Source organism: Nonomuraea sp. NPDC049028 (genome assembly GCF_043197735.1).
In the GTDB taxonomy this organism is placed as follows: Bacteria; Actinomycetota; Actinomycetes; order Streptosporangiales; family Streptosporangiaceae; genus Nonomuraea.
Genome location: NZ_JBICTR010000018.1, coordinates 140,856 through 166,567 on the forward strand (window position 1 = coordinate 140,856; position 25,712 = coordinate 166,567).

General features: G+C 70.6%; 25 protein-coding genes. 8 read left to right on the forward strand and 17 right to left on the reverse strand.

The features are described 5' to 3' along the window. Nucleotides 1-19 precede the first annotated feature (19 nt). Nucleotides 20-1,213, reverse strand: coding sequence for a Gfo/Idh/MocA family oxidoreductase (locus tag ACGFJ2_RS52635; RefSeq protein ID WP_358182100.1), 1,194 nt, complete (start codon nucleotides 1,211-1,213; stop codon nucleotides 20-22). Nucleotides 1,214-1,416: 203 nt separating this feature from the next. Between ACGFJ2_RS52635 and tdh the strand changes: the two genes are divergently transcribed. Genes tdh through ACGFJ2_RS52655 form a run of 4 tightly spaced genes read left to right on the forward strand, consistent with a single transcriptional unit; the run spans nucleotide 1,417 to nucleotide 5,738 of the window. After that, on the forward strand, nucleotides 1,417-2,445 hold the full coding sequence (gene tdh / locus ACGFJ2_RS52640) for an L-threonine 3-dehydrogenase (RefSeq protein WP_393481783.1): 1,029 nt from the start codon (nucleotides 1,417-1,419) through the stop codon (nucleotides 2,443-2,445). Then, complete coding sequence (locus tag ACGFJ2_RS52645; RefSeq protein WP_393481786.1) at nucleotides 2,445-3,626, forward strand: glycine C-acetyltransferase; 1,182 nt, start codon at nucleotides 2,445-2,447, stop codon at nucleotides 3,624-3,626. Before tdh ends, ACGFJ2_RS52645 begins: the two co-directional genes overlap by 1 nt. 20 nt (nucleotides 3,627-3,646) lie before the next feature. After that, nucleotides 3,647-4,561 carry a LysR family transcriptional regulator gene (locus tag ACGFJ2_RS52650; RefSeq protein WP_393481789.1) on the forward strand — a complete coding sequence of 305 codons (915 nt, stop codon included), beginning with the start codon at nucleotides 3,647-3,649 and terminating at the stop codon, nucleotides 4,559-4,561. Nucleotides 4,562-4,565: 4 nt separating this feature from the next. Then, nucleotides 4,566-5,738, forward strand: a complete 1,173-nt coding sequence (locus ACGFJ2_RS52655) for a hypothetical protein (RefSeq protein WP_393481791.1) — start codon at nucleotides 4,566-4,568, stop codon at nucleotides 5,736-5,738. A 25-nt stretch (nucleotides 5,739-5,763) separates the two neighbouring features. Here the strand turns inward: ACGFJ2_RS52655 and ACGFJ2_RS52660 are convergent, their stop codons facing one another. The 10 genes from ACGFJ2_RS52660 to ACGFJ2_RS52705 all read right to left on the reverse strand — a co-directional run bounded on the left by ACGFJ2_RS52660 (nucleotide 5,764) and on the right by ACGFJ2_RS52705 (nucleotide 15,968). After that, nucleotides 5,764-7,464 carry a GTPase gene (locus ACGFJ2_RS52660; protein WP_393481794.1) on the reverse strand — a complete coding sequence of 567 codons (1,701 nt, stop codon included), beginning with the start codon at nucleotides 7,462-7,464 and terminating at the stop codon, nucleotides 5,764-5,766. Further along, nucleotides 7,461-9,191 (reverse strand): ABC transporter, encoded by a 1,731-nt coding sequence (locus tag ACGFJ2_RS52665; RefSeq protein WP_393481797.1) that lies wholly within the window; start codon nucleotides 9,189-9,191, stop codon nucleotides 7,461-7,463. Before ACGFJ2_RS52665 ends, ACGFJ2_RS52660 begins: the two co-directional genes overlap by 4 nt. A gap of 9 nt (nucleotides 9,192-9,200) precedes the next feature. Beyond that, the gene (locus ACGFJ2_RS52670) at nucleotides 9,201-9,857 is read right to left on the reverse strand and encodes a response regulator transcription factor (RefSeq protein ID WP_357957984.1); all 657 of its coding nucleotides are present in this window, start codon (nucleotides 9,855-9,857) and stop codon (nucleotides 9,201-9,203) included. A 65-nt stretch (nucleotides 9,858-9,922) separates the two neighbouring features. Then, nucleotides 9,923-11,344, reverse strand: a complete 1,422-nt coding sequence (locus ACGFJ2_RS52675; RefSeq protein ID WP_358182121.1) for a HAMP domain-containing sensor histidine kinase — start codon at nucleotides 11,342-11,344, stop codon at nucleotides 9,923-9,925. Beyond that, complete coding sequence (locus ACGFJ2_RS52680) at nucleotides 11,344-12,039, reverse strand: response regulator transcription factor (RefSeq protein ID WP_357957986.1); 696 nt, start codon at nucleotides 12,037-12,039, stop codon at nucleotides 11,344-11,346. The genes ACGFJ2_RS52675 and ACGFJ2_RS52680 overlap by 1 nt, the downstream gene beginning before the upstream one ends. A 14-nt stretch (nucleotides 12,040-12,053) precedes the next feature. Beyond that, nucleotides 12,054-13,244, reverse strand: coding sequence for an L-2-hydroxyglutarate oxidase (gene lhgO / locus ACGFJ2_RS52685; RefSeq protein ID WP_393481800.1), 1,191 nt, complete (start codon nucleotides 13,242-13,244; stop codon nucleotides 12,054-12,056). Next, nucleotides 13,241-14,230 (reverse strand): NAD-dependent epimerase/dehydratase family protein, encoded by a 990-nt coding sequence (locus ACGFJ2_RS52690; protein WP_393481803.1) that lies wholly within the window; start codon nucleotides 14,228-14,230, stop codon nucleotides 13,241-13,243. Before ACGFJ2_RS52690 ends, lhgO begins: the two co-directional genes overlap by 4 nt. Before the next feature lie 45 nt (nucleotides 14,231-14,275). Further along, nucleotides 14,276-14,443, reverse strand: coding sequence for a hypothetical protein (locus ACGFJ2_RS52695; protein ID WP_357957927.1), 168 nt, complete (start codon nucleotides 14,441-14,443; stop codon nucleotides 14,276-14,278). A gap of 36 nt (nucleotides 14,444-14,479) precedes the next feature. Next, on the reverse strand, nucleotides 14,480-14,917 hold the full coding sequence (locus ACGFJ2_RS52700; protein ID WP_393481860.1) for a VOC family protein: 438 nt from the start codon (nucleotides 14,915-14,917) through the stop codon (nucleotides 14,480-14,482). Nucleotides 14,918-15,062: 145 nt separating this feature from the next. Continuing rightward, nucleotides 15,063-15,968, reverse strand: coding sequence for an NAD(P)H-binding protein (locus tag ACGFJ2_RS52705; RefSeq protein WP_358182130.1), 906 nt, complete (start codon nucleotides 15,966-15,968; stop codon nucleotides 15,063-15,065). 87 nt (nucleotides 15,969-16,055) lie between these two features. Between ACGFJ2_RS52705 and ACGFJ2_RS52710 the strand changes: the two genes are divergently transcribed. Beyond that, entirely contained in the window at nucleotides 16,056-16,427 is a 372-nt protein-coding gene (locus ACGFJ2_RS52710; protein ID WP_357957930.1) for a hypothetical protein, read from the forward strand. 57 nt (nucleotides 16,428-16,484) lie between these two features. Here the strand turns inward: ACGFJ2_RS52710 and ACGFJ2_RS52715 are convergent, their stop codons facing one another. Both ACGFJ2_RS52715 and ACGFJ2_RS52720 read right to left on the reverse strand, forming a co-directional pair. Continuing rightward, a complete protein-coding gene (locus tag ACGFJ2_RS52715; RefSeq protein WP_393481807.1) occupies nucleotides 16,485-17,492 on the reverse strand; it encodes a hypothetical protein in 1,008 nt (335 codons plus the stop codon). Nucleotides 17,493-17,499: 7 nt separating this feature from the next. Beyond that, nucleotides 17,500-18,774, reverse strand: a complete 1,275-nt coding sequence (locus ACGFJ2_RS52720; RefSeq protein ID WP_393481810.1) for an MATE family efflux transporter — start codon at nucleotides 18,772-18,774, stop codon at nucleotides 17,500-17,502. A 91-nt stretch (nucleotides 18,775-18,865) separates the two neighbouring features. Between ACGFJ2_RS52720 and ACGFJ2_RS52725 the strand changes: the two genes are divergently transcribed. After that, the gene (locus ACGFJ2_RS52725; RefSeq protein ID WP_357957936.1) at nucleotides 18,866-19,834 is read left to right on the forward strand and encodes an aldo/keto reductase; all 969 of its coding nucleotides are present in this window, start codon (nucleotides 18,866-18,868) and stop codon (nucleotides 19,832-19,834) included. 95 nt (nucleotides 19,835-19,929) lie between these two features. Here the strand turns inward: ACGFJ2_RS52725 and thpR are convergent, their stop codons facing one another. From thpR to ACGFJ2_RS52745, 4 genes are all read right to left on the reverse strand, one after another. Then, entirely contained in the window at nucleotides 19,930-20,487 is a 558-nt protein-coding gene (gene thpR / locus ACGFJ2_RS52730) for an RNA 2',3'-cyclic phosphodiesterase (RefSeq protein ID WP_357957937.1), read from the reverse strand. 22 nt (nucleotides 20,488-20,509) lie between these two features. After that, nucleotides 20,510-21,736, reverse strand: a complete 1,227-nt coding sequence (locus tag ACGFJ2_RS52735; protein ID WP_357957939.1) for an MFS transporter — start codon at nucleotides 21,734-21,736, stop codon at nucleotides 20,510-20,512. A gap of 23 nt (nucleotides 21,737-21,759) precedes the next feature. Beyond that, on the reverse strand, nucleotides 21,760-22,212 hold the full coding sequence (locus ACGFJ2_RS52740) for a MarR family transcriptional regulator (protein ID WP_357957941.1): 453 nt from the start codon (nucleotides 22,210-22,212) through the stop codon (nucleotides 21,760-21,762). A 115-nt stretch (nucleotides 22,213-22,327) separates the two neighbouring features. Beyond that, on the reverse strand, nucleotides 22,328-23,770 hold the full coding sequence (locus ACGFJ2_RS52745) for an NCS2 family permease (RefSeq protein WP_357957943.1): 1,443 nt from the start codon (nucleotides 23,768-23,770) through the stop codon (nucleotides 22,328-22,330). An 82-nt stretch (nucleotides 23,771-23,852) separates the two neighbouring features. Between ACGFJ2_RS52745 and ACGFJ2_RS52750 the strand changes: the two genes are divergently transcribed. Together ACGFJ2_RS52750 and ACGFJ2_RS52755 are read left to right on the forward strand one after the other, a co-directional pair. Continuing rightward, on the forward strand, nucleotides 23,853-24,068 hold the full coding sequence (locus ACGFJ2_RS52750) for a DUF2530 domain-containing protein (protein ID WP_225300771.1): 216 nt from the start codon (nucleotides 23,853-23,855) through the stop codon (nucleotides 24,066-24,068). Between the two features lie 91 nt (nucleotides 24,069-24,159). Next, nucleotides 24,160-25,710, forward strand: coding sequence for an alpha/beta hydrolase (locus tag ACGFJ2_RS52755; RefSeq protein ID WP_393481815.1), 1,551 nt, complete (start codon nucleotides 24,160-24,162; stop codon nucleotides 25,708-25,710). The last annotated feature ends 2 nt before the right edge of the window (nucleotides 25,711-25,712 follow it).

Below are 25,712 nucleotides of genomic sequence, written 5' to 3' on the forward strand. Positions count from 1 at the left end.
GGGACTGTCCGCCCGCGCGTCAGAGTTCCAGCTGTCCCCGGTCGAAGTACGCCACCAGGTCCGGGTCGAGCGGCGGGACGTCGTACGGCATGCCGCCGTCGCGCAGCGACATCGTGGCCATGTAGCCGGCGGCGACGCTCATCCGCGCGGCCACCGGAGAGGTGTCGGTGGCCCCGCCGTCCCGGACGAACCCGCAGAACTCCCGCATGATGTCCGCGTCGGCGCCACCGTGCGAGCCGGTGGCGTCGGGCACCCGGTACGCGATGTCGCCGTCCTCCCGGTAGTCCGATGGCCCGGTGTTCCAGACCTTGACCGTGTCGCCGGGGCCGTCGCCGAAGTTCTCCAACCGGCCCTCCGTGCCGATGACCGTGTAGTTGCGCACGTAGTCGGGGGTGAAGTGGCACTGCTGGTAGGCGGCGATGACGCCGTTGTCGAGGCGCATGTTCATCACCGACACGTCCTCGACGTCAACGACGTGGTTGAGGTCGACGCGACTGGTGGGCGGCCACTCGAACTCGCTCAGCCACCCCTCCGGCCTGGGCGTGCCCGGCTCGCGGCGCGGCAGGTCGCCGTAGAGCATGAGGTCGCCGAGGGCGTTCACGCGGGTCGTATAGCCGCCGGCCAGCCAGTGGATCACGTCGAGGTCGTGCGCGGCCTTCTGCAGGAGCAGGCCCGTGGTCCGGGTGCGGTCGGCGTGCCAGTCCTTGAAGTAGAAGTCGCCGCCGTAGGACACGAAGTGGCGTACCCAGACCGTCTTCGGCTCGCCGATGACGCCCTGCTGGATGATGTCGCGCATCAGCCGGACCACGCCCATGTGGCGCATGTTGTGCCCGACGTACAGCCGGGTCCCGGTACGTCGCGCCGCGCGCAGGACGTTGTCGCAGCCCTCCACGGTGATGGCCAGCGGTTTCTCCAGGTAGACGGCCTTGCCGGCTTCCAGACAGTCGATCGCGACGCGCTCGTGCGTGTCGTCGGGGGTGACGACGATGACCGCGTCGAGGTCGTCGCGGTCGAGCAACCGGCGGTAGTCCTCGGTCAGGAATTCCGCGTCGAAGCGCCCGGCCTGGCTCTTGAGCACCGCGGGGTCGGTGTCGCAGAGCGCGGTCACGACCGAGCCCTGGCCCGGTCGATGGGCGTAGCGGGCCAGGTCCGCGCGCATGCCAAGGCCGATGACTCCGATGCGCAGGTCTTCCACTCCAGTGACGATGTCCACGTCTTGAGAGGCTAGCGCTCGTTTATGCAAATAACCACCGCGGAAAGTGCGAAATCGGGCACGCTCTCGAGTGTCATGGAGGCGGGCGCGAAGCCGGGCGTGAAGGGGAGCTGTGGGGGCACTTAAGAATCCCTCGATGGACACCTCCCTCAGGGAGCGGGCACAGTGCGTTAGGTTCGGGGACACAGGGGAGAGTTGGGGTCATGAAAGCGCTGGTCAAGGATCGAGCCGAGCCCGGATTGCGGCTGGCCGACGTGCCGGAGCCCACACCGGGGCCGGGCGAGGTGCTGATCCGGGTGCTGCGTACCGGCATCTGCGGCACCGACCTCCACATCCGGAAATATGACGACTGGGCGCGGCAAACTCTGAAGCTTCCGCTGATCGTGGGGCATGAGTTCTCCGGGCACGTGGTCGAGGTCGCGCCCGGCGTCGAGGACATCTCCGTCGGCGCCCTGGTGAGCGGCGAAGGACACATCGTCTGCGGCAAGTGCCGCAACTGCATGGCCGGGCGCCGCCATCTGTGCCGCAACACCATCGGGCTCGGCGTCAACAGGGACGGCGCCTTCGCCGAATACGTCACGCTGCCCGCCACCAACGTGTGGGTGCACCGGGTACCGGTCCATCCCGACGTGGCGGCCATCTTCGATCCGTTCGGCAACGCCGTACACACCGCTCTGTCGTTTCCGCTGGTCGGCGAGGACGTGCTGATCACGGGCGCGGGCCCGATCGGGCTGATGGCGGCGGCGGTGGCCACGCACGTGGGCGCGCGCAACGTGGTGATCACCGACGTCAGCGAGGAACGACTGAACCTGGCCGGCAAGGTCGGAGTGTCGCTGGCCCTGAACGTCGCGCGGACCTCGATCGCCGACGGCATCACGCGGCTCGGCATGCGGGAGGGCTTCGACGTCGGGCTGGAGATGTCCGGCAACCCGCGAGCCGTCCGCGACATGATCGCGAACATGACGCACGGCGGGAAGATCGCGATGCTCGGGCTGCCCGCCGAGGAGTTCGCCATCGACTGGGCCACGGTGGTGACCTCGATGCTCACCATCAAGGGCATCTACGGCCGGGAGATGTTCGAGACCTGGTACAACATGTCGGTGCTGCTGGAGAAGGGCCTCGACCTGTCCCCGGTGATCACCGACCGCTACCCGTACGCCGAGTTCGACGCCGCCTTCGACACGGCCGCCAGCGGCCGCACGGGCAAGGTCATCCTGGATTGGAGCGCTTGATGTTCACGAACGTACGCGATCAGCTGCGTGCGACGCTCGACGAGATCACCGAGGCGGGGCTGCACAAGCCCGAGCGGGTGATCACCACGCCGCAGAGCTCGCAGGTGGGCGTGGCCGGGCGACAGGTGCTGAACTTCTGCGCCAACAACTACCTCGGCCTGGCCGACCACCCCGAGGTGGTCGCGGCCGCCAAGGAGGCGCTCGACCGCTGGGGCTTCGGGATGGCCTCGGTACGGTTCATCTGCGGCACCCAGGAAGTGCACAAGGAGCTCGAAGGCCGCCTTGCACACTTCCTCGGCCAGGAGGACTCCGTCCTCTACAGCTCGTGCTTCGACGCGAACGGCGGCGTCTTCGAGACGCTGCTCGACGCCCAGGACGCGGTGATCTCCGACGCCCTCAACCACGCGAGCATCATCGACGGCATCCGGCTGTCGAAGGCCCGCCGCTACCGCTACGCCAACCGCGACATGGCCGAGCTGGAGGCCAGGCTGAAAGAGGCGTCCGACGCGCGGCGGCGGCTGATCGTGACCGACGGCGTGTTCTCCATGGACGGCTACCTGGCGCCGCTGGCCGACATCTGCGACCTGGCCGAACGCTACGACGCGATGGTCATGGTCGACGACTCCCACGCCGTGGGCTTCGTCGGGCCGACCGGACGCGGCACGCCCGAGCTGCACGGCGTCATCGACCGGGTGGACATCATCACCGGCACCCTGGGCAAGGCGCTCGGCGGGGCCAGCGGCGGCTACGTGGCGGCGCGCAAGGAGATCTGCGAGCTGCTGCGCCAGCGCTCCCGCCCGTACCTGTTCTCCAACTCGCTCGCCCCGGTCATCGCCTCGGCCTCGCTGCGCATCCTCGACCTGCTGGAGACCTCCAGCGAGGCGCGCGAGCGGCTGCGCGCCAACACCGCGCGCTTCCGCGCCAAGATGGCCGAGGCCGGGTTCGACATCCTGCCCGGCGACCATCCGATCACCCCGGTGATGATCGGCGACGCCGCCGAGGCCGGGGCCATGGCCGAGCGGCTGCTGGAGCTCGGCGTGTACGTGATCGGCTTCTCCTACCCGGTCGTACCCCACGGAAAGGCCCGGATCCGGGTCCAGCTGTCGGCGGCCCACTCGGCCGAGGACGTGGACCGCGCGGTCGACGCCTTCATCAAGGCCCGCACGCCCCACCCGGTATAGGCACTGAGTATTCTCGCTGCGTGATAGACACGCGGCGGCTGCGTACGCTGCGCGCGGTGGCCGACCATGGCACGGTCACCGCCGCGGCCGCCGCCCTGCACCTCACCCCGTCGGCGGTGTCCCAGCAGCTCCTGGCGCTGGAGCACGAGGTGGGCCACCGGCTGTTCACCCGCGACGCGCGCGGCGTGCGCCTGACCGCCGTCGGCCAGATCATGCTGGCCCACGCCAACGAGGTGCTCGCCCAGCTCGAACGCGCCGAGGCCGAGGTCGCCGCCTACACCACGGGCGCGGCGGGCGAGGTGACGGTCGCCTGCTTCGCCACCGCGATCAGCGCCGTGCTCTCCCCCGCCATCACGGCCCTGCGCACCGGCTCCCCGGGGCTGCGCGTACGGGTGCTCGACGCCGAGGGCGACCACAGCCTGTCCATGCTGCTCGACGATCAGGCCGACCTGGCCATCGCGGTCGAATACCGAGGCGCACCCGACGCGGCCGACCCCCGCCTGCACCGGTCCGCCCTGTACGCGGAGCCGTTCGACCTGGTCCTCCCGCAGGACCACCCCCTGGCGAGCTCCGGCGGCGCCTCGGTGCGGCTCGGCGATCTCGTCGGGGAGACGTGGATCGGCCCCTATCCCGGCAATCCCGTCCACGACGTGATCACGTTCGCCTGCGAGCAGGCCGGCTTCTCGCCGGACTTCGCGCACTGCTCCGACGACTTCCGCGCCGTGGTGGCGCTGGTCGGAGCCGGTGCGGGGGTGGCGCTCGTGCCCAGGCTGGCGCTGCGTGACATGGTGCTGCCCGGGGTGGCGGTACGCCGTACGCCGGGCCCCGAGCGACGCGTCTTCGCGGCCGTACGCCGTGGCGCCGAGACCCACCCTCTTCTCCGGCCGTTGCTCGACACCCTGCACACCATCGCCGGCTCCCTCGGAAACGGGTGACACTGTGGCACCAGGCGTGCCGTACCGGAAGTTATTCGGCCTGCCGGGGGTGACGGCGCAGGCCGTGCTCGGGTTCCTGGCCCAGCTCACCCAGCAGGTCGCGCCGGCGGGGATCGTGCTGGTGGTGCAGGCGTCGAGCGGTTCGCTCGTACTGGCGGGGCTGGCCGCGGCGGCGTTCGGCATCGGCGCGGGGATGGCCCGGCCGGTCCAGGGGCGCCTCATCGACCGGCGAGGGCCGCGCGGGGTGCTGGCGGTCAGCGCGTCAGCGCACGTCACGGCCCTGATCGCGTTGGTGATCGGCGCCGGGTCCGGCTGGCCGGGGTGGACGACCGTGGCGCTGGCGTGGACGGCGGGGGCCGGGCTGCCGCCGATCTCGGTGACGATGCGCATCGAGTGGGGCGGCCGGATGGCCGCGGAGGGACGTACCGCCGCCTACAGCCTGGTGTACCTGGTGCAGGAGCTGGCCATCCTCACCGGCCCGCTGCTGTTCGGGCTGCTGATCGCGCTGGTGTCGGCGTCAGTGGGGCTGGGCGTGGTGGCCGCCGCCGCGGGCGCGGGCACGCTGGCCTTCTCGCGGGTGCTGAAGGTCACCGGTCCCTCGCTGTCGGCGGGCCGGGGCCGGGTGTTCCGGCACGTCGGCATGCGCGTGCTGCTCGGCGTGGTCGTCCTGCTCGGCGGGGCCATCGGCGCGCTGGACGTCGGGGTGCCCGCTCTCGCGGTGGCTCGGGGCATTCCGGCCGCGACGGGCCCGCTGGTGGCGGCGCTGGCGCTGGGCGGCGTCGCCGGAGCGGCCGTCTACGGCGCCCGCCAGTGGGCCGCCGCGCCCGCCCTCAGGCTGAGCGGGCTGCTCCTGGTCTTCGGTCTCGCGTTGGCGCCGCTGGTGCTGGTGTCCTCGCTGCCCTTGTTCTGGGTGGTGCTCTTCGCCGGAGGGCTCATGGTCAACCCCGCGCTGACGACCACGTCCCTGCTGGTGGACGAGTTCGCGCCGGGGGCGCAGGCGGAGGCGTTCGGGTGGGTGTCGACGGCGGTGAGCATGGGGGCCGCGGCGGGGGCGGGGGTGGCGGGGGTGGTGGCGCAGCAGTTCGGGCCGTCGTTGCCGTTCCTGGTGGCCGCCGGTTTCGCCGGTCTGGCCGCGATCCTGTCGAGCCTCCTCCTGGGGCCCATCGGCCGCCCCTGATCGGTCCTGAGCACGTACGGGGCCGTCAGGCGCGGGCTCGGGTGATCGCCTCGGTGAAGCGGGCGTGCCTGGCCAGTTCGCCCTCCACCGGATCAAGTACGTAGTCGGCGCCCACCTGGGCGATGGCCGCCCGCAGCGTCTTCGCCACGCGCCGCGCCCGGCGGTGCCCGCCCGCCCAGGCCGCCAGCCGGGACAGCAGCGCGATGACCACCCCGGCCAGCGCACCCCCACCCAGCAGCACCGTGGGCCACGGCACCACACCCACCGTCGGCAGGGGTGGCTGGGGCAGGCGCAGGTAGTCCATGCCGAACAGCGCCCCCAGCCAGAGCCCACCGGCCACCATGACGGCGAACACCAGCCACTGCAGCACTCCAACCGCCCGCCACCACCTCGGCCGCCGGATCGCCCCGAGCGAGGTCGTCGCCACCGCCCGGTCCACGGCGTCGGCCAGGTCCCCGGCCCGCGACCGCGCCGCCTGCCGCACCGCCGCCGCCCACACCCCCGCCAGGTCGCTCGCCGCCGCCTCGCCGACGTCCCTGAGAGCGGTCTCGACCTGCGCCTTCTGTACGGCCGAAGCAGCCGGAACGGACGTGCGGCCGACGATCTCCCGGTCGGCCGACTTGGCCGCGCTGCTCGTACCGATACGCAGCCTGCGCAACGGATCGGGCCGGAACCGCCGGACCCACTTGGTGACGGGCCAGCCGGTGGCGACCACGGCCCGATGCCGGTGCCCCTTGCTGACGGCCGCCACGACCAGCGGCACCCCGGCGGCCTCGGACAACGCGTTGGTCAGCGGCGCCCCCAAGCCTGCCACCGCACCACCCGGCCTACCCAGCCCCGCCACCGCACCACCCGTACCCGGACCTGCCACCGCGCCACCCGGCGTACCGGCGCCATGGGATGGGTCGGCCAGTCGGTCGGCGGCGGCGGACACGTCGGCGGACAGGCGGGCGGACCAGGAGCGGCGCTCGGCCACCCGCTTGGCCAGCAGCTCGCGCAGGCCGGCCAGGCCCGCGCCGGTGCGCGCGGAGACGCCGAGGATGGGCACCCCGGTCAGCCCGTCGTCGTCCAGGAGGCGGCGCAGGTCGCGCAGGCACCGGTCCACCGCGTGGGGCGGCAGGCGGTCGATCTGGTTGAGCACCACCACCATCACGTCCCGGTGCCCGGACAGCGGGCGCAGGTACCGCTCGTGCACCGCCGCGTCGGCGTACTTCTGCGGGTCCAGCACCCACACCAGCAGATCCACGAGCTCCACCAGCCGGTCGACCTCCAGGCGGTGCGCCAGCCTGATGGAGTCATGGTCGGGGAGGTCTAGCAGGATAAGTCCGGAAAAATCAGCATCGGCAGGCGCAGTGGGCTCGACTGGGGTCTGTGGGGTGTGCCGTTGGGGGATCTCCAGCCAGTCGAGCAGCGGACCCGCGCCCGTCCCGTCCCACAGCGCCGCCTGCGCGGTCGAGGTGGTCGGCCGGGTGACGCCCACGGCCGCCAGCTCATCCCCGGCCAGCGCGTTGAACAGCGACGACTTCCCGCTCCCCGTGGCCCCGGCCAGCGCCGCCACCGTGTGGTCGACCGACAGGCTCCGGCGCGTCCCGGCCCGCTCCGCCACCGCCCGCGCGTTGGACACCAGGTCGGCCGGCAATCTCCCCTCGGCCAGCTCGGCCGCCTCCAGCAGCGCGGCGAGCCGGGAGTCCAGCGAGGGCCCCTCCTTACGGCGCAGCAGCTTCACGACCCCTCGCTTTCGATCGGCGCCGGGCCCGACGGCAGCTCGGCGCGATGCGCCCGGACCGATTGAGCGGCCTCCCGCAGGGCGTCCGCCGCTCCGGCAGGTGGCTCGACCTCCGAGAGCAGCGCGGTGAACCGCCCCGCCTCCTCCTCCAGCAGCACCCGCACCCGCTCCCGCAGATCGTCCCGCGCCTGCACGGTCAGCGTCCGCACCGCCTGATCGCCGAACACCGCCTCCAGCAGCTTCTGCGACAGCACGCTCGTGCCGCCCGCGATCCCCACCTCGATCCCCGTCAGCCCACCCGTGGAGGCGAAAACGGCCAGCATCAACAGCAGCCCGGCCCCGTTCACCCCGAAGGAGGCGATCCTGGCGGTGGTCCGCTTCTCGGCGCCCTCGTGGCGTACGAGGTCGAGAACATACTCCTGCCACCCCCGCACCGCCGCCGACGCCCGCTTGCCCAGGTCGGGCGAGGTCCGGCCGAGCCGGGCCGCGTCCACCGCGCCGACGCGGGCGATGATCCCGGGCCCGCCGGGAGCGGCCGACCAGCCTTCCAGGCTGCGTTCGGCGGCCCCGTCGGCGGCGCCTCTGATCAGTGTCTCGACGCCGCTCTCCAGCGCGTCCCGCAGCGACGCGGCGGGCGCCCGCCCGGTGAAGAATCCGGCGATCCGGTCACGCAGCCAGCCGACTCGGCTCTCCAGCGACCGCATCAGGTCGCCGGTGCCGATGAAGTCCTGCCAGCGGGCCAGCACCTCGCCGCGCAGCAGCGACCCGTCGCGCATGCCCTCGTCGAAGTCGGCCAGCCCGCCCGCGTAGGCCCCCGACACGATGGACCGCAGCCCGTCGAACCCGGCCTGCTGCCGCGTGACGGCGTCGGCCAGCAGCGGCACCCGTGTGACCAGGCTGTCGAGCGCCCCGGACAGCGTCTGCCGGACGACGCGGGACCGTTCGGCCGCGTCGGCGGCCAGCTCGGACAGCCAGGCGGAGATCGGCGAGACCAGCTCGGCGGGCAGCCGCGCCTTCTCCGAGGGCAGCGCCGCCTCGGGCACGGTGAACAGCCGGGTGCCGTCGAGGCCGTTCTCGACCAGCAGGCGTTCGAGGTCGCGGGTGACGGGCTCGACGGCCTCGGCGGGCACGCGGTCGAGCACGAGGGCCAGGGCCGTACTGCGTTCGCGCGCGGAGCGCAGGAAGCTCCACGGCACCTCGTCGGCGTAGCGGGCGGCGGTGGTGACGAACAGCCACAGGTCGGCGGCGGCCAGCAGTTGGGCGGCCAGTTCGCGGTTCGCGGTCACCACCGAGTCGATGTCGGGCGCGTCCAGCAGCGCCAGCCCGGCGCCGAGCGACGAGGAGGTGACCACCCGCAGGGCACCCGCAGCCGATCCGGTGGCGCGGGACAGCCCGGGGAGCACGTTCTGGCCCATGAACCAGTCGCGGTCGGCCGGGCTCACCACCAGCGTCGGCACCAGCGTGGTGGGCCGCAGCACGCCCGGCTCGGCGACGTCGGCCCCGACCAGCGAGTTGACCAGGGTCGACTTCCCCGCCCCGGTGGAGCCGCCGACCACGGCCAGCAGCGGCGCGTCGATGGCCCGCAGCCTGGGCAGCAGGTAGTCGTCGAGCTGCCCGGTCAGCTCCTTGAGCGCGCGACGGTCGTCGGCGGCCGGGCCGATCTCGAGCGGGAACAGCTCGCGATCGAGCCGGTGGCGCAACCCCTCCAACGCGCCCAGCAGATCCATAGGACCACGCTAGCCCGCCGGGGGCTCTCGCAGCACATATCCGACGCTGCGCAGCGTGTGGATGAGCCTGGGCTCGACGTCGTCGACCTTGCGCCGCAGGTAGGAGACGTATGACTCGACCACGCCGGCGTCGCCGCCGAAGTCGTAGTTCCACACGTGGTCGAGGATCTGCGCCTTGGACAGCACCCGCCCGGCGTTGGACATGAAGTAGTGCAGCAGCTTGAACTCGGTGGGCGACAGCCGTACCTGCCGCCCGTTGCGCCAGACCTCGCGGGCCTCCTCGTCCAGCTCCAGGTCGGCGACCTGGAGGCGGCTCGCGGGGGTGTTCTCCCCTCGGGTACGGCGGAGCACCGCGCGGATCCTGGCCTGGACCTCCTCCAGGCTGAACGGCTTGGTCACGTAGTCGTCGCCCACGCCCAGCCCGACGATCTTGTCCTCGGTGTTGTCGCGGGCGGTCAGGAAGAGCACCGGTACGCCGATCCGCCTGGCCACCTCGAACCCATCGAGATCGGGCAGCATGACGTCGAGCACCACCAGGTCAGGAGTGGTCCGCTCGGCCACCTCCACGGCCTCGTAGCCGTCGGCGGCGGTCAGCACCTCGAAGCCGGAGAAGCGCAGACTCGCGGACAGCAGGTCTCGGATGCTGGGCTCGTCGTCCACCACCATGATCAGCGCCTCGGGTCTAGTCACCTACTCAGAGTGACTCAGGAGGCTGAGGAATAGCTGAACGCTCACTCCAAGGCGAGTGGGAGTTCGACCCGGAAGGTGGAGCCTGAGCCCGGCGCGCTGTCCAGCAGCACCGTGCCGCCGTGCGCCTGTACCAGCGCCTGCACGATGGCCAGGCCGAGCCCGCTGCCCCGGTCCTCGCCCGAGCGGTGCCGCGATCTGGCCGAGTCGGCCCGGTAAAACCGCTCGAACACCCGCTCGACCTGCTCGGGCGTGAGGCCGGGCCCCTTGTCTCCCACTTCCAGGAACGCCTTGTCGGCCCCTGCCCCCACGCGCACCGTCACCGGCGTGCCCGGTTCGGTGTGGGTCAGGGCGTTGGTCATGAGGTTGGTGACCACCTGGCGCAGGCGTACCTCGTCACCGGAGACGATCAGGGCCGCGCCGCCGACGACGTCCAGGCTGATCACCCGGTCGGGCGCCAGGATGCGCGCGTCGTGCACAGCGTCGGCGGCCAGCGCCAGCATGTCGACCGGCCGCATGCGCAGCGGGCGCTGCTGGTCGACGCGGGCGAGCAACAGCAGGTCGTCGACGAGCAGGCTCATTCTGCCCGCGGCCTTCTCCACGCGCTGCATCAGCTCGGCGGGGTCGGCCTTCTGGTTCTGTCTGGCGTACTCGGCGAAGCCGCGGATCGAGGTGAGCGGGGTGCGCAGCTCGTGCGAGGCGTCGCCGATGAACTGGCGCATCCGGTCCTCGGAGCGGCGGGCCGCCGCCTCGGACGCGGACCGGGCGGTGAACGCGGCCTCGATCTGCGCGAGCATCCCGTTGAGGGACAGGGCCAGGCGGCCCACCTCCGTACGCGGGTCGCCGGCCGGCACCCGGCGGCCGAGCTCGCCCCCGGCGATGGCCTCGGCCGTGCTCTCGATCTCGGCCAGCGGACGCATGCTCCGCCGGACCATCGCGACGCCCACGACGGCGAGGATGAGCAGGATGCCGCCGCCGCCCAGCAGTTCGATGAGGCCGAGCCGCCGGGTGATGTCCCTGACCTCCCCCAGGTCCGCGGCGATCACGTAGTCGCCCACCACCGTCGAGGTCTGCAGCACCCGCCACTCGCCGTCGCCCCTGACCGCCCGCGTCGTGTAGAGGTTCGCGCCCGGCGCGGTCGACAGCAGGGGCCGCGGCCGCGCGTCGACGTCGCGGTCGCCGAACACCGGCGTGAGCGCCCCGCCCGGCGGCTTCACCAGCACGATCGTGTCGGACTCGATCAGCGCCATCTTGTCGTTGGTCTCTTTGCCCCGGTTGCGCTTCTCCTGGTCGTGCTTGAGCTTGTTCTCCACGCGTACGGCCAGGAGCTGGATCTGGCTGTCGACCCGGTTCATCAGGTAGCCGTGCAGCACGGAGACGCTCACCACGCCGATGAAGGTCAGCCCGACGCCGAGCAGCGCCAGCATCGCGGCGATGAGCTTGATCCTGAGCGGCAGGCCGCGCATCACGGACTCGGCGGCAGCCGCAGGACGTATCCGACACCGCGCAGCGTGTGAATGAGCCGCGGGTTGCGGTTGTCGATCTTACGGCGGAGCACCGACACGTAGGACTCGACGATCCCGACCTCGCCCCTGAAGTCGTAGTCCCAGACGTGGTCGAGGATCTGCGGCTTCGACAGCACCCGGCCCGCGTTCGTCATGAAGTAGCGCAGCAGCTTGAACTCGGTCGGCGACAGCGACACGGCGTTGCCGCCGCGCCACACCTCGTGGCTCTCCTCGTCCAGCTCGATGTCGGCGAACGTCAGCCTGGGCGGCGGCGCCGGCGACTCCCCACTGGTACGGCGGAGCACCGCGTGGATCCTGGCGACCACCTCTTCGAGGCTGAACGGCTTGGTGACGTAGTCGTCGCCGCCGATCGTCAGCCCGCGGATCTTGTCCTCGGTCTCGTCGCGCGCGGTCAGGAAGACCACGGGCACGTGCACACCCCCGCCGCGCAGCCGCCGGACGATCTCGAAACCGTCGAGGTCGGGCAGCATGACGTCAAGAACGACCAGGTCAGGACGGTGCCGCTGGACGGCGGTGACGGCGTCCAGGCCGCTCTTGGCGGTGGACACGTCGAAACCCGCGAACCTCAGGCTCGCGGCGAGGAGTTCGAGGATGTTGGGGTCGTCCTCGACGATCAACAGTCGCGCTTCCATCATCTCCAAGGATGCCCTCACCGAACGAGTGCTGGGACAATTCCGGAGATGTGCCGAGCAATCGCCAGGCTGGAGGTGGCCGCGGGGGACGGCGCGTTGCGTACCAGCACGACTCTGCCTTCCACGTCCACGGCGAAGTCGTCGACCAGCCGGCCGTCCTTCGCCACGGCCTGGGCGCGTACCCCGCCCTCGGTTCGCCGCAGGTCGGAGGCGGTGAGCTCGGGCACGTAGCGGCGCGCGGCCCGGACGAAGGCCCCCTTGACCAGCGAGCCGTGCACCTCCTTGAGCCCGGTGCGCCAGTGCTGCCGGGCCATGCGCATGGTGCCCGGCCAGCGCAGAATCTGCCAGGAATTACGGAGGTTGTAACCCCGGTAGCCCTCGTACGCGAGCGCGAGCACCGCGTTCGGCCCGACCAGGACCTCGCCGTCGATGTGCCTGGTCAGGTGGACGCCGAGGAACGGGTAACGGGGGTCGGGCACCGGGTAGATCAGACCGCGCACGAGATCCCTGGCCGCGCCGTCGAGCGCGTAGTACTCGCCTCTGAACGGCACGATCCTGATGTCGCCCGGCCGGCCCGCCATCCGGGCCACCGCGTCGGTGCCCAGTCCGGCGCAGATCACCAGCCGGTCGAAGGCGAAGCGCCGCCCGGCGGCCAGCACCTCGACGCTCCCGGCGGTCTCCCTGATCGCCCTGACCGGGTGTTCCAGCCGTACCGAACCGCCCAGCTCGGCCACGTCGAGCGCCAGCCGGCGCGCGACGGCGGGGAAGTCGGCGATCGCGGTGTGCGGCGAGTGGACCGCGCCGACGCCGACGGCGTGCGGCTCGATCTCGCGCAGGCCGAGCGCGTCCAGCTCGGTGATGCCGGGCACGCCGTTCGCCCTGGCCCGCTCCGCCAGCGCCGCGAGCCGTGGCCGCTCCGCGCTGGTGGAGGCCACGACCAGCTTCCCGACCTCCTCGTACGGCAGGTGGTGCTGGGCGCAGTACTCCTTGAGCAGCGCCACGCCCTCACGGCAGAGCCTGGCCTTGAGCGAGCCCGGCGGGTAATAGATGCCCGCGTGGACGACGCCGCTGTTGTGTCCGGTCTGGTGCGCGCCGAGGCGGTCCTCCTTCTCGAGGACCGTCACCTCGGCACCCCGCGTGGTGGCGAGCTCGCGGGCGACCGCCAGGCCGACGATGCCGGCCCCGATGACACCGATCTTCTCTGTCACAGCGCCAGTTTGCCGATTCTGGCGGGATCCAGGTGGCCTTCAGCGGTCAACCACCGCAATGTATCCGAAACGGTGTCTTCCACCGGGCGCAGGGTGAGGCCGAGGTCCTTGAGCGCGGGGCCGTCGTCGGTGGGGACCAGGGTGAGCATGAAGTCGGCCGCGTCACGGGTGAGGGGGTAGTCGATGGGCGCCAGCCGCTTGAGCCCGTCGAGCGTCGCGGCTATCCCGCGCAGCAGGCCACCGGGCATCCGGTAGGTCAGGCCCGCCCGTCCCGTCACCTCCGCGCATATGGCGGCCAACTGCCTCCAGGTCAGGAAATGTCCCCCAAGCAGGTAGCGGCGGTCCCGGCGGCCGGGAGTGAAACAGCGGGCCAGCGCGACGGCCAGATCCCGGACGTCCAGCACGCCCACCCCACCTGGCACGATCGGCCAGCCCCACCGCAGGCCCGCGCGGAGCCCCTCGTTGAGCGCGTCGAGCGTCGGCTGGCCCGGCCCGATGATGCCGCCCGGATAGACGATGGTCACGCCGCCGAGCTCCCTGGCGTACCGCTCGCCTTCGACCTTGGACCGGCCGTAGGCGTTCCTGGGGCTGGCCAGCGGGCTGTCGGCGGTGATGAACGGCTCGGTGGGCGGCACGAACACCGCGATCGTGGAGACGTGCACGATCGGATCCAGCCCCAGCTCGGCGGCCTGCCCGAGCACGTTGCGCAGCCCGACGACGTTGGACCCGCGCAGGTCCGCCCCGTGGCCGGTGACCCCCATGTCGGCGGCGGCGTGCAGCACCGCGTCACACCCCTCCAGAGCGGCCCGTACGGCCGGCGCGTCACGAATGTCCCCCTGCCGGATCACCCAGTCCCCGGCACCCAGGACCCGACGTACTTTCTCCGGATTTCTCGCCAGAAGGCATGGCTCATGACCGGCCGCGACCAGGGCCGTGACCGCGTGCGAGCCGACGAACCCCGAGGCACCGCTGACCAGGACGCGCATGCCAAGGAAGCTAGCGCTTACTTGGGCGATCCATCAACCTTCCGGTCAACGGGCGGCGGCGTCCCTGGCCTGCTCGTCGGCCATGTACTGGGCGTACCAGGCCGGCCAGTCGGGGTCGGCGTGCCCGAGCTCCTGCTCGTACTGGCCATGCGCGGCCTCCGCACGGCGCAGGGCATCAGCCACCTCGGCCACCGAGCTATACGTCACCTGCATCTTGGCGCCTCCTTTCGTGAGGCCGGCCATCCGGGCTCAGCGGCCCGGAAGGCGGGTGGTGACCTCCTGGAGTATCCAGCCGTTGCCGTCAGGGTCACTGAAGGAGGTGTAGGAGCCGTAGCTCTGGCGGTCCGGTTCCGGGCCCGGCACCCGTCCCTCGGTCCCGGCGCGGTGGAACACCCCGCCCGCGTCGTGGAACACCTCAGCCACGTCGACCCCGCGCTCGGCGAGCTCGGCCCGTGCCGCCTCGATGTCGTCGACGATCAGATGGAGGCCCTGCGTCGAACCCGGCGCGGCCGAGGTGACCCCGGTGCCGAAGATGATCGAGCACGGCGAGCCGGGCGGGGTCAGCTGCACCACCCGGAAGTCCGCACCGACGGCGACGTCGGCGTCCTCCCGCCACCCGAGCGCCTTGTAGAAGTCCTTGGTCCGGTCGACATCGGCGACCGGCACCACCACGACCTCAAGCTTCATGTCCACAGCGGCGGATCCTCCCCGTTGGCTGCTGTCATGGCATGGGGGGTCGTTCTCTCCACATTCGCGCAGGTCACCGGCTAAGTCCAGGAACGGCAGCGTCAACTATCGGTAAGCGGTCGTCGCTCCCCCGATACGGAACGGCTCAGCCCAGGTAGAAGTCCCTGCGCGCGGCCACGAACGCCTCGATCGTCTCGGCGGGCACGCCCGTAAGGCGTTCGACATCGTCGGACGCGCGGTCATAGCGGTTCTCGCGGTGCAGCCGGGCCATGGTGGCGATGTGCTGCGCGGTGTGCGGCGGCAGGCCCGCCTTCGCGAGCACCTCGGCCCACCACCGCTCCAGGGGCACATCCACATAGGCCACCGGACGCCCCAACGCCCGTGAGAACTCCTCCGCCATCTCCGTCATGTCGACCGTGCGCGGCCCGGTCAGCTCATAGACGTGCCCGACGTGCGGAGCCGGATCGCGGAGCACGGTGGCGACCACCCGGGCGACGTCGGCCACGGCGATCGGCGACGTACGCCCGGTGCCGAACGGCAGCTCGATCGTGCCACGCTCCCGGATCGAACGCGCCGCCAACGTGGTGAACAGCGGATTGTCCAGGAACGCCGTCGGCCGGATGTGCACCACCGGCAGGCCGGACCAGTTCAGCACCTGCTCCGCCAGCCAGTGCAGCCGCTGCTGGTGCGACTGGGCGGTGCTGATGGCGGTCATCTGCGACACCGTCATCTGTGACATGTCGACCAGGCCGGTCAGGTCCCCATACTCCCGCGCCACGGTGGCCACCACGGTCGCCGCCAGCAGATGGTCCGGCGACACGGGCATCCCGAAGTACATCCGTCCGGCACTCTCCAGCGCGGCCGCGACGGTCTCGGGCCGGGTCAGATCGCCGACGACCACCTCCGCGCCGAGCGCACGCAATTCAGCCGCCCGTTCGTCGTCACGACGGACCATCGCCCGCACCGGTACGTCCTGCGCGCGCAGCCGCTCAAGGACCGTGCGGCCCACCCCACCGACCCCGGCGACGAGAACAAGATCACTGGCGACCATCAGTCGTTCCCCTTTCCTACCGCTGCGGCGTTACCCCAGGTAAAGCCACCACTACACTGGCAAATCGAACGTGAGTACGATGGCGTCATGTATCTCCCGCCAGAGTGGCCGCCCGAGGTCCGCCCGCCCAGCGTCCCCGATTGGGAGACCTCGGCAGTGGCCTGGCTGCTCGACGCGGTGCCGCCCGACTACCGCGCCTACGAGGTGCTCCGCCGCCACCCGATCGCGCTGGCCAGGATGGCGAGCCACCACGTCGGCGCGGCGATCGAGGCGGCCCGCGCCGGCTACCGGGGCGCCGCGGTCGACCTCAAGGGCCACCTGCCGCCCCACGCGATCGAGGCGGTCCTGGACGCCTACCGCGAGGAGGGGCCCCGGCTCGTGCGCCTGTCCCGCTCCATCGCGGTGGTCGAACGCGCCCTCCGCGGCGACCTCTTCACCGCCACGATGCGCCGTCCATGACGCGCGCCCACCGGGCAACCACCGACCGCGCCTACAGGATGCGACCGCCGACCGTGCCTACCGAGTGCGGCGGGCGATCGCCGCGATGATGCCGCTGGCGCCCGCGGCGGCGGCCAGCCAGATCAGGACGTCACGCGCGCTGAGCCCCTTGGCCGCCACCGGCCGGGCGGACGGCGTCGCGGTCGTCTTCGGCCGGTGGGACGGCGAACTGGACGGAGTGGCGGCCGGTAACGCGGCCGCGGGCAGCGCCACCTGGTAGACCGGGCTGCGCACGCCCTCCGAGCCGGTCAGCAGGCTCTTGCCATCGCGCGTGTAGGCGATGGACTCGGCCTGTTTCAGCTCCGGCATCGACACCCTGGCGATCGACTCACCCGAGGGCCGGAAGACCGTGGCCGAGAAGTACGTACGGATCACGTACGAGCTGCCATCAGGCGCGTACGCCGCGTCCGTCGCCATGATCGGAGCCGTCCCCACCTTGCGGAGCACGTTGACCCGGTCGCTCCTGAGCTTCTTGGGCGCCTGGTAGACCGACCCGGAGAACTCCTTCGACACCACGAAGAGCCGCCCGGTCACCGGGTTGACCATGATGCCCTCGGCGTTCCTGGCGCCGTCCGCGTAGCGGAACCGGTAGCGGACCGCCGGAAGGGTGGCGTCCCGCAGCGTCTCCGGCTCCATGACCTTGTAGATGGAGACGTCCGGCCAAGCCCCGTCCAGGTTGTCGCCGATGTCGGCGAACCACAGCACCCCACGCCCCGTGGCGGGGTCCTTGCTCGCGGCCATCGCCTCCCAGTCACGGGCCTGCGCCCCCTGGAGCCGGTACGTCGCCCGGGTCCGCCCATCGGAACCCACCGCGTAGAACGTCGGCGCCGCCGAGCTGTCATTGTGCGTGTAGAAGACGCCTTCCTTCGTCGGCGACACGGCCAGCCCGCTCGACTCGGTGATCCGCGCGTCCTTGAACGTGAACAGTTTCTTCTCGCCGTCATCGGCGAAGGCCGCATTTGCCGGAACGAACACGATGAAGGCCGCGATAACCCCGGCGGCCGTACGAATCACAACATCCCCCACCCCGCCATCATGCCCCAACGGACGCCGCGCCCACGGTAGCGCTGTGCCGATGAAATCCGGTGCCCTGCAGCACGACCAGCACCCCGTTGGTCACCGCCATGAGCCACCACAACCCGACGAGCCCCCAGGCGGCGGCCACAGGTGCGGCCACGGCCACCATCACCCCGTAACCGACGGCGAAGTAGATCAGGCTCGCCCCCGACCGCTTGAGCGCGGTGAGCCCGATGCCCTGAACCGCCTGCGCCCCGTCGGCCGTCGAGGCCAGCAGCATCAATGGCAGCAGCGCCGCGACCCGCTCTCGTACGCTCGCGTCATCGCTGAACAGCACCAGCGCCGAGTCGCCGAGCCCGAGCAGCACGGCCGCCACGACGGCCGTCCCCGCCAGGGCGAGCAGGGCCGCGGCCCGGTTGGCCCGGCGCGCCTCCGTCACGTCCCGGGCCCTGGCCACCTCGGGCACCGACGCCTGCGCCACGGAGATCGAGGCCAGCATGATGAACCCGGTGAGCGTGCTCAGCACCGCATGGGCGGCCACGTCACGGGTGCCGGTCGCGCTCGCGGCGAAGGTGACGACCCCGAGACCCCCGAACTTGATCAGAACCGTCCCGGCCAGCGGGATGCTCACCCGGCCGAGCCGGACGATCTCCCTGATCCGCGGCCGACCCTGGCCGACGCGCGTTCCGAGGGCGCGGCGCAGGCAGAGGTTCGAGACGACCACACCCGCGACACCCGACAGCAGCCAGGCGACGCCCACGCCGGTGAGACCCAGCGGCGGCACCAGAGCGACCGTGCCGCCGACCATCGCGGCACTGGCCGCCAGGCTGGACCAGAGGACCTGGCGGCTGCGGCCGAGCGCCACGAGCACGGTGTTGGCCCCACCACCCGAGGCGAACACCAGCAGATAGAGCGCCAGGAGCCAGGGCAGCGGCCCCAGCTCGGCCACGACCTCGGCGGGCGCCCCGGTGGCGCGGGCGAGCAGGGGTACGCACAGCACCGCGAGCGCGCCGGCCGTACCCACGAGCAGGGTGAGCCAGCGTGCGTCACGCAGGATCGGCACGGCCGCCGCGGGCGAGTCCTTGTACGGCGCGACGAACGGCGCGAGCCCGCGGAGCGCGCCCACGACAGCGGCGGAGGCGGGGTTCAGGACTGCCGACATGACCGCGAAGGCGGCCAGCGTGACGGTGGCGTGCCTGCCGAGCACGGAAGTGACCACCAGAGTGCCGACCGTAGTGGTGACCATGGAGAGGAACAGGGGCACCGCCGCGCGAAGCAGGCCCAAGTTCACCCGACCGACCCTACTAGCCTGGAGGGCGCTCCAGGCATTCGTGCGACCCCTACTAGCCTGGAGTGCACTCCAGGTATTTAGGGTGGAGTTCATGGATTATGTGAACCTCGGACGCAGTGGCCTCCGGGTCAGTCCACTCTGCCTGGGCACCATGAACTTCGGCCCGCTGACCACGGAGGAAGACTCCTTCGCGATCATGGACAGGGCCCATGAGCTGGGCATCAACTTCTTCGACACGGCCAACGTGTACGGCTGGAAGCAGGGCGAGGGGATCACCGAGCAGATCGTCGGCCGTTGGTTCGCCAAGGGCGAAGGTCGCCGGGAGAAGACGGTCATCGCGACCAAGCTCTACGGCGCGATGGGCGACTGGCCCAACGAGAACCTGCTGTCCGCGCTGAACATCCGCCGGGCCTGCGACGCCTCGCTCAAGCGCATGCAGACCGACTACATCGACATCTACCAGGCCCACCACGTCGACCGGAACACGCCGTTCGACGAGTTCTGGGAGGCCATGGACGTCCTGAAGCAGCAGGGCAAGATCCTCTACGTGGGATCGTCCAACTTCGCGGGCTGGCACATCGCCAAGGCCCAGGAGTCCGCGGCCCGGCGCAACTCGATCGGGCTCGTCAGCGAGCAGAGCCACTACAACCTGCTCACCCGCGCGGTCGAGCTGGAGGTACTGCCCGCCAGCCAGGAATACGGCCTCGGCGTGATCCCGTGGAGCCCGCTGGCCGGCGGCCTGCTGGGCGGCGTGCTGCGCAAGATCGACAAGGGCCGGTCGGCCGCCGACCGCATGGTCACGGAGCTCGAGAAGCACCGCGACAAGATCGAGCAGTACGAGAAGTTCTGCGACGAACTCGGCGAGGACCCCGCGTACGTGGCGCTGGCCTGGCTCCTGAAGCAGCCCGCGGTCACCGCCCCGATCATCGGCCCGCGCACGCAGGAGCAGCTCAACGGCAGCCTGCGCACGCTGGAGATCGAGCTGGACGAGCAGGCGCTGGCCCGCCTCGACGAGATCTTCCCCGGACACCGTCCGGCGCCGGAGGACTACGCCTGGTAACTCAGGCCAGCAGGGCGCCGATCACGACGATCAGCAGCAGGAGGCCGAGCACGACGGGCAGCAGCCAAGGGCGAGGACGGTCCACATTCTGGAGCCTAATCGCGCCCGATGGGTGCCAGATCCCATTGTGCGAGTGACTCGTACCTCATCTGTGCCCCTTGATGGCTACGTACGAGATGGACGGCTTTCGCCCGCCATGTCGAGCCGCTGAATTCCGACAGCGACTCGACGAGCGGGCGGAGGTCCATCTCCGTCTTCGCCCGCGCGAGCGTCAGATGCGGGTGGAAGTGCTTGTCGTCGGTCTGTACGGCCCCCGCCCGGCGGGCGCCCGCTCTGACCGACTCCGACAGCCGGATCATCGAGTCACCGGAGAGCCCGGCCCAGAACACCCTGGCCCGGCGGGCGGACGAGAACGCCCCGAACCCGGTGAAGGCCAGGTCCAGGCTGGCATGCCGAGCCACGGCGCGGGCCAGCCGTACCTGCAGCTCCGGCAGGACGTGCTCGGGCACCTCGCCGAAGAAGCCCAGCGTGATGTGCCAGGTGGCGCGGTCCGGCCAGCGCAGGCCCGGCACCTGCCCGACATGCGGCGCGATGGCGCGTTCGATCTCGTCGAGCACCTCATCGGGCGGCATCAGTGCGGCGAATAACCTCATGCCACCCGATTCTCCAATGTGCTCAGGCGACCGCCAGCACCGGCTCGCCCACAACACGGGCGCTGATCAGCCTCGTCAGCATCACCGCGACGCCCGTGCCGACCAGCACCAGCAGTCCGGAGAGCATGACGCCCGTCCTGGGTCCGCCCAGCTCCGACAGCCAGCCGACCAGCGGGGCGCCGACGGGCGCGCCACCGGTGAAGACGAGCATGTAGATGCCCATGACGCGGCCGCGCATGTCCGGTGCGGTGGCGAGCTGGACGCTCGCGTTCGCGGCCGTGTTGATCGTGATCAGCGCGATGCCGGTGGGGATCAGCAGCAGCAGGTACACCGGGTAGACCGGGGCCAGCCCGGTGGCGATCTGGAACAGTCCGAACCCGATGGCTCCGGCGATCAGCATGCGGCGTGACGGCCGGGCCCGGCGGGCGGCGAGCAGCGCCCCGCCCAGCGCGCCGACGGCGAACATGCTGGAGGCCAGGCCGAACGACGAGGCGCCGGCCTTGAAGACCTCGCGGGCCATGAGCGCGATCGACATCGAGAACGACTGGGAGAACATCGACACGAACCCGATCAGCAGCACCGGCATCAGCAGCTCTTCGCGATGCAGCACATAGCTCAGCCCTTCGCGGAGCTGGCCCTTGGCTCTCGGCACCGGTACGGAGAGGTTCAGCTCGGATTTCCGCATGAAGATCAGGCTGGAGATCACCGCGGCGAACGTGACCGCGTTGATCAGGAAGAGCGGGCCCGTGCCCCCGAACAGGAAGATCAGCACACCGGCGATCGCCGGTCCCACGACGCGGGCCAGGTTGAAGATGGAGCTGTTGAGCGCGATCGCGTTGGACAGATCCCGGCGGCCCACCATCTCGACCACGAACGCCTGCCTGGTCGGCACCTCGACGCAGGAGATCACACCCAGCGTGAACGCCATCACGTAGACGTGCCACACCTGGGCGCTGCCCGTCACCGTCAGTACGCCGATGACCAGGGCGAGCACGGCCATGAGCGACTGCGCCACGATGAGGATCGGCCGTTTGGGGTAGCGGTCGGCCAGCACGCCGCCGAAGAGCCCGAACAGCAGCATCGGCAGGAACTGCAGCGCGGTCGCCGTGCCTAGGGCCGCCGCGCTGCCATGGGTCAGATCGAGCACCAGCCAGTCTTGGGCGGTGCGTTGCAGCCAGCCGCCGACGTTGGACACCGCGCCACCGGCTGCGAACATGCGGTAGTTACGTACCCTGAGAGACCGGAACATCCCGGTCTTGGGTTCTTCAGGCTCTAGATCCTGCTGAGTTTCTCCAGAATCGGCGCCGCCTGCCTGAGGATCGCCCGCTCCTCCGCGGTCAGATCCCTCAAGCGCTGGCTCAGCCACGCTTCCTTGAGACGTCGTTCCTCCTTCAGCAGTTTCTGCGCGGCCTCGGTCACGGTCACGGTCACCTGTCGCCGGTCGGTCGGGTGCGGTGTGCGCGACACCAGACCGCGTTCCTCTAGCGCGGCGATCACGCGAGTCATCGAGGGGGGTTGCACCTTCTCGAGCTCGGCCAATTCGCCGGGGGTTATCGCGGAATGCCGTTCCACCGCGGCGAGGGTCGCGAACTGCGTGGGAGTCAGCGAGTGCGCCGCCGCTTGTCGTCGTAGCCGCCTGGTCAGCCGCGCCAGCGACACGCGCAGGGCTGTGGCCAGGCCTGCGTCGCTGCGCAGGTTTATCTGGGACTGGTTCTTGGTTAGCATGAGTCATTACCTTTGCTAACTATAGGGCATTCCACGTTATTTCCCTACCTCACTTCTCGTCTCACTCCTTGATACCCGGAGGCCGCCTCCCATGCGCAGACGGCCTCACCAGGCATCAGACCCCGAAAAGTACCCTGATCGGGCCGAGCGCGAAGTAGATCACGAACAGGCCCATGACTACCCACAGCAGAGGGTGGATCTCCCGTACCTTGCCACGGACGATCTTGATCAGCACGTAGCTGATGAAGCCGGCGCCGATGCCGTTCGAGATCGAGTACGTGAACGGCATGACCACGATGGTGAGGAACGCCGGGATGGCGATCTCGTAGTCCGTGAAATCGATCTCACGGATCGAGGTCATCATCAGGAAGCCCACCACGATCAGCGCGGGCGCGGCCGCCTCGTACGGCACGACCGTGACCAGCGGCGCGAAGAAGATCGCCACCAGGAAGAGCAGGCCGGTGACCACGCTGGCCAGGCCCGTCCGCGCGCCCTCGCCGACCCCCGCGGCCGACTCGATGTAGGTGGTGTTCGACGAGACCGAGCCCGCGCCACCGGCCGCCGCGCCGAGCGAGTCGACGAGCAGGATCTCCCGGGTGCGCGGCAGCATCCCGCTGGCGTCGACCAGACCGGCCTGGCGGCCGACCCCGACGATCGTGCCCATCGTGTCGAAGAAGTCGGTGATGAGCAGCGTGAAGACGAACAGCACCGCCAGGATCACCGAGACCCGGCTGAACGCGCCGAACGGGTCGAACTCCTTGAACAGCACCAGCGGGTTGTGGAAGCCGATGATCTGGTCCGGCAGTGTGGGCACGTTCAGCATCCAGCCGCCGGGGTTCTTGTCGGAGACCTGGCCGGCCTTCGCGATCGACTCCACGATGATCGCCAGCACCGTGGTGCCTATGATGCCGATCAGGATCGCGCCCTTGACCTTGCGGGCCACCAGTGCCGCCGTCACGAGCAACCCGACGACGAAGACGAAGATCGGCCAGGAGGTCAGGGTGTTGTGGATGCCCATCTCCAGCGGCGGCCCCGCGGGCACCCGGCGCACGAAGCCGGCGTCCACGAAGCCGATCAGCGCGATGAACAACCCGATGCCGACGCTGATGGCGGTCTTGATCTGGGCCGGGATGGCGTTGAACACCGCCACCCGGAAACCAGTCAACACCAGGATGCCGATGATGACGCCCTCCAGGAAGACCAGCCCCATGGCCTCTTCCCAGCTCATCACCGAGGCGATGTTGAAGGTCACGAAGGCGTTGAGCCCCAACCCGGCCGCCATGGCGAAGGGCACCCGGCCGATCACCCCCATGAGGATGGTCAGCACGCCCGCCACGAACGCCGTGCCCGCCGCCACGAGGGGCAGGTTGGGCGACGAGCCGTCGCCGATGAACTGCTCCTGGACATCCTTGCCGTTGGCGATGATGATCGGGTTCAGCACGACGATGTAGGCCATCGTGAAGAACGTGGCCAGCCCGCCGCGGATCTCACGGGAGATCGTCGAGCCTCGTGCGGAGATTGCGAAGAACCTGTCGATACCGCTACTTGTGTCACTCACGGGCGAACAGTGACAGTTTGCGTCATCTGCGAAAAGTGGCGGTGATCGGATCGAGACCCGATTGGAAGCTAGGCTGGATCCCGTGAAGCAGGAATGGCGTCCCGACCCGGAGCCGATCGAGACCAACGACGTCGCGGCGGTCGCCGTGGGCACGGTCGCGTGGGCGCTCGCGCTGGTCGCGCTACTGATCTTCCGCCCGGCCGCCGAGCAGTCGTGGTGGATCTGGACCTGCGTCGCCGGAGTCGGGCTCGGGCTGCTCGGCCTCTGGTACGTGCACAGGCGAGCGTCCCGGAGCTGACATTCGTCACCTCCGGCCGATCCCCGAAGTCATTGGAAAGTGCTGTTTTACCCCACTACCTGGGAAAAAGCCGGCTGATCATGCTTGAGGCATGAAGAAGACGTCATTTCCCTCGCTCTTGTGCGCGGTGACCCTCGCGAGCGCCACCCTCGCGGGCTGCTCCGCCGCCAAGCCCACCAGCGGGTCGGCGGAACAGCCGACGACGAGCACCGCCATGAAGCCGGACCAGGCGAGCACCGCCGCCACGAAGCCTGCCCAGACGGCGAAGGGCTCCGGCAGCGTCGCCTGGAGCCCGTGCACCGACCTGACCGGCCCCGACGGCAAACCCGCCGCGCCCGACCCGGCCGTCGAGTGCGGCAAGCTCGCGGTGCCGCTCGACTACGCCAAGCAGGACGGCGAGCAGATCGACCTGGCGCTGATCCGCGTCAAGGCCTCCGGCGACCGGCTCGGCTCGCTGGTGTTCAACTTCGGCGGCCCCGGCGGCTCGGGAGTCGATCTGTTGCCCATGACCGCCAAGATCTTCGCCGGCCTGGGCGCGAGCTATGACCTGGTCAGCTTCGACCCGCGCGGCGTCGAGCGCAGCGCGCCCGTCAAGTGCGGCACCGTCGAGAAGTGGATCTCCCTGGACCCCGCGAGCGACGAGATGGACCAGGCCGCCAAGGAGTTCGGGGCCTCCTGCGCCAAGGACTCCGGCAAGCTCCTGCCCCACGTCGGCACCGTGAACGCCGCGCGCGACCTCGACCGCATCCGCGCCGCGCTGGGCGACGAACGGCTCAACTACTTCGGCATGTCGTACGGCACCCACCTCGGCGCCGTGTACGCCACCCAGTACCCCAAGAACGTCGGCCGGTTCGTCCTCGACGGCGCCCTCGACCCGACCGTCAGCTTCGCCGAGCGCGCGAAGACGCAGACGGCCGGCTTCAAGCAGGCGTTCGAGGCGTTCGCCGCCGACTGCGTGAAGCAGGGCTGCGACCTGGGCGCCGACCCCGCGGCCGTACGGAAGAGCGTCGAGACGCTGCTGTCCGGCCTGCGCGACAAGCCCCTCAAGGTGGCCGACCGGGAGCTCACGAAGGGCCTGGCGACCACCGGCGTCCTGGCCGCCCTCTACGCCAAGCTCAGCTGGCCGATGCTGGAGCAGGCGGCCACCGCCGCGACCAAGGGAGACGGCACGCAGCTGCTCGCCCTGGCCGACTCCTACAACGGCCGCAAGGCCGACGGGACGTACTCGACGCTGATGACCAGCGTCCTGGCGATCGACTGCGTGGACAGCGCCGAACGGCCGAGCCCCGCCGAGATCGACCAGGTCGAACGCGAGACCGCCAAGATCTTCCCGCTCATGCGCTCCGGGGGTCTCGGCGCGATCTGCGCGCACTGGCCGGCGGCCGGCAGCGACGAGTCCAAGAAGATCGACGCCACCGGCTCCGCCCCCATCCTCGTGATCGGCGGCAAGGGCGATCCCGCCACGCCGTACGCGTGGGCGCCCAAGCTCGCCGCCCAGCTCAAGACCGGGGTCCTGGTCACGTACGAGGGCGAGGGGCACGGCGCCTACCTGAGCGGCAGCAGCTGCGTCAGCCGCCTGGTCGACGCCTACTTCCTCACCGGCAAGTCCCCCGGCGCGAACGCCACCTGCCCGGCGGCGTGAAC

Bases quoted from the DNA above. Each gene is read 5' to 3' on its own strand.
- tdh (WP_393481783.1), top strand. From the start codon at position 1,417: ATGAAAGCGCTGGTCAAGGATCGAGCCGAGCCCGGATTGCGGCTGGCC.
- ACGFJ2_RS52645 (WP_393481786.1), top strand. From the start codon at position 2,445: ATGTTCACGAACGTACGCGATCAGCTGCGTGCGACGCTCGACGAGATC.
- ACGFJ2_RS52665 (WP_393481797.1), bottom strand. From the start codon at position 9,191: ATGGATCTGCTGGGCGCGTTGGAGGGGTTGCGCCACCGGCTCGATCGC.
- ACGFJ2_RS52670 (WP_357957984.1), bottom strand. From the start codon at position 9,857: ATGGTGGTGGACGACGAGCCCAGCATCCGAGACCTGCTGTCCGCGAGT.
- ACGFJ2_RS52675 (WP_358182121.1), bottom strand. From the start codon at position 11,344: ATGCGCGGCCTGCCGCTCAGGATCAAGCTCATCGCCGCGATGCTGGCG.
- ACGFJ2_RS52680 (WP_357957986.1), bottom strand. From the start codon at position 12,039: ATGATGGAAGCGCGACTGTTGATCGTCGAGGACGACCCCAACATCCTC.
- ACGFJ2_RS52690 (WP_393481803.1), bottom strand. From the start codon at position 14,230: ATGCGCGTCCTGGTCAGCGGTGCCTCGGGGTTCGTCGGCTCGCACGCG.
- ACGFJ2_RS52695 (WP_357957927.1), bottom strand. From the start codon at position 14,443: ATGCAGGTGACGTATAGCTCGGTGGCCGAGGTGGCTGATGCCCTGCGC.
- ACGFJ2_RS52700 (WP_393481860.1), bottom strand. From the start codon at position 14,917: ATGAAGCTTGAGGTCGTGGTGGTGCCGGTCGCCGATGTCGACCGGACC.
- ACGFJ2_RS52705 (WP_358182130.1), bottom strand. From the start codon at position 15,968: ATGGTCGCCAGTGATCTTGTTCTCGTCGCCGGGGTCGGTGGGGTGGGC.
- ACGFJ2_RS52710 (WP_357957930.1), top strand. From the start codon at position 16,056: ATGTATCTCCCGCCAGAGTGGCCGCCCGAGGTCCGCCCGCCCAGCGTC.
- ACGFJ2_RS52725 (WP_357957936.1), top strand. From the start codon at position 18,866: ATGGATTATGTGAACCTCGGACGCAGTGGCCTCCGGGTCAGTCCACTC.
- thpR (WP_357957937.1), bottom strand. From the start codon at position 20,487: ATGAGGTTATTCGCCGCACTGATGCCGCCCGATGAGGTGCTCGACGAG.
- ACGFJ2_RS52735 (WP_357957939.1), bottom strand. From the start codon at position 21,736: ATGTTCCGGTCTCTCAGGGTACGTAACTACCGCATGTTCGCAGCCGGT.
- ACGFJ2_RS52740 (WP_357957941.1), bottom strand. From the start codon at position 22,212: ATGCTAACCAAGAACCAGTCCCAGATAAACCTGCGCAGCGACGCAGGC.
- ACGFJ2_RS52755 (WP_393481815.1), top strand. From the start codon at position 24,160: ATGAAGAAGACGTCATTTCCCTCGCTCTTGTGCGCGGTGACCCTCGCG.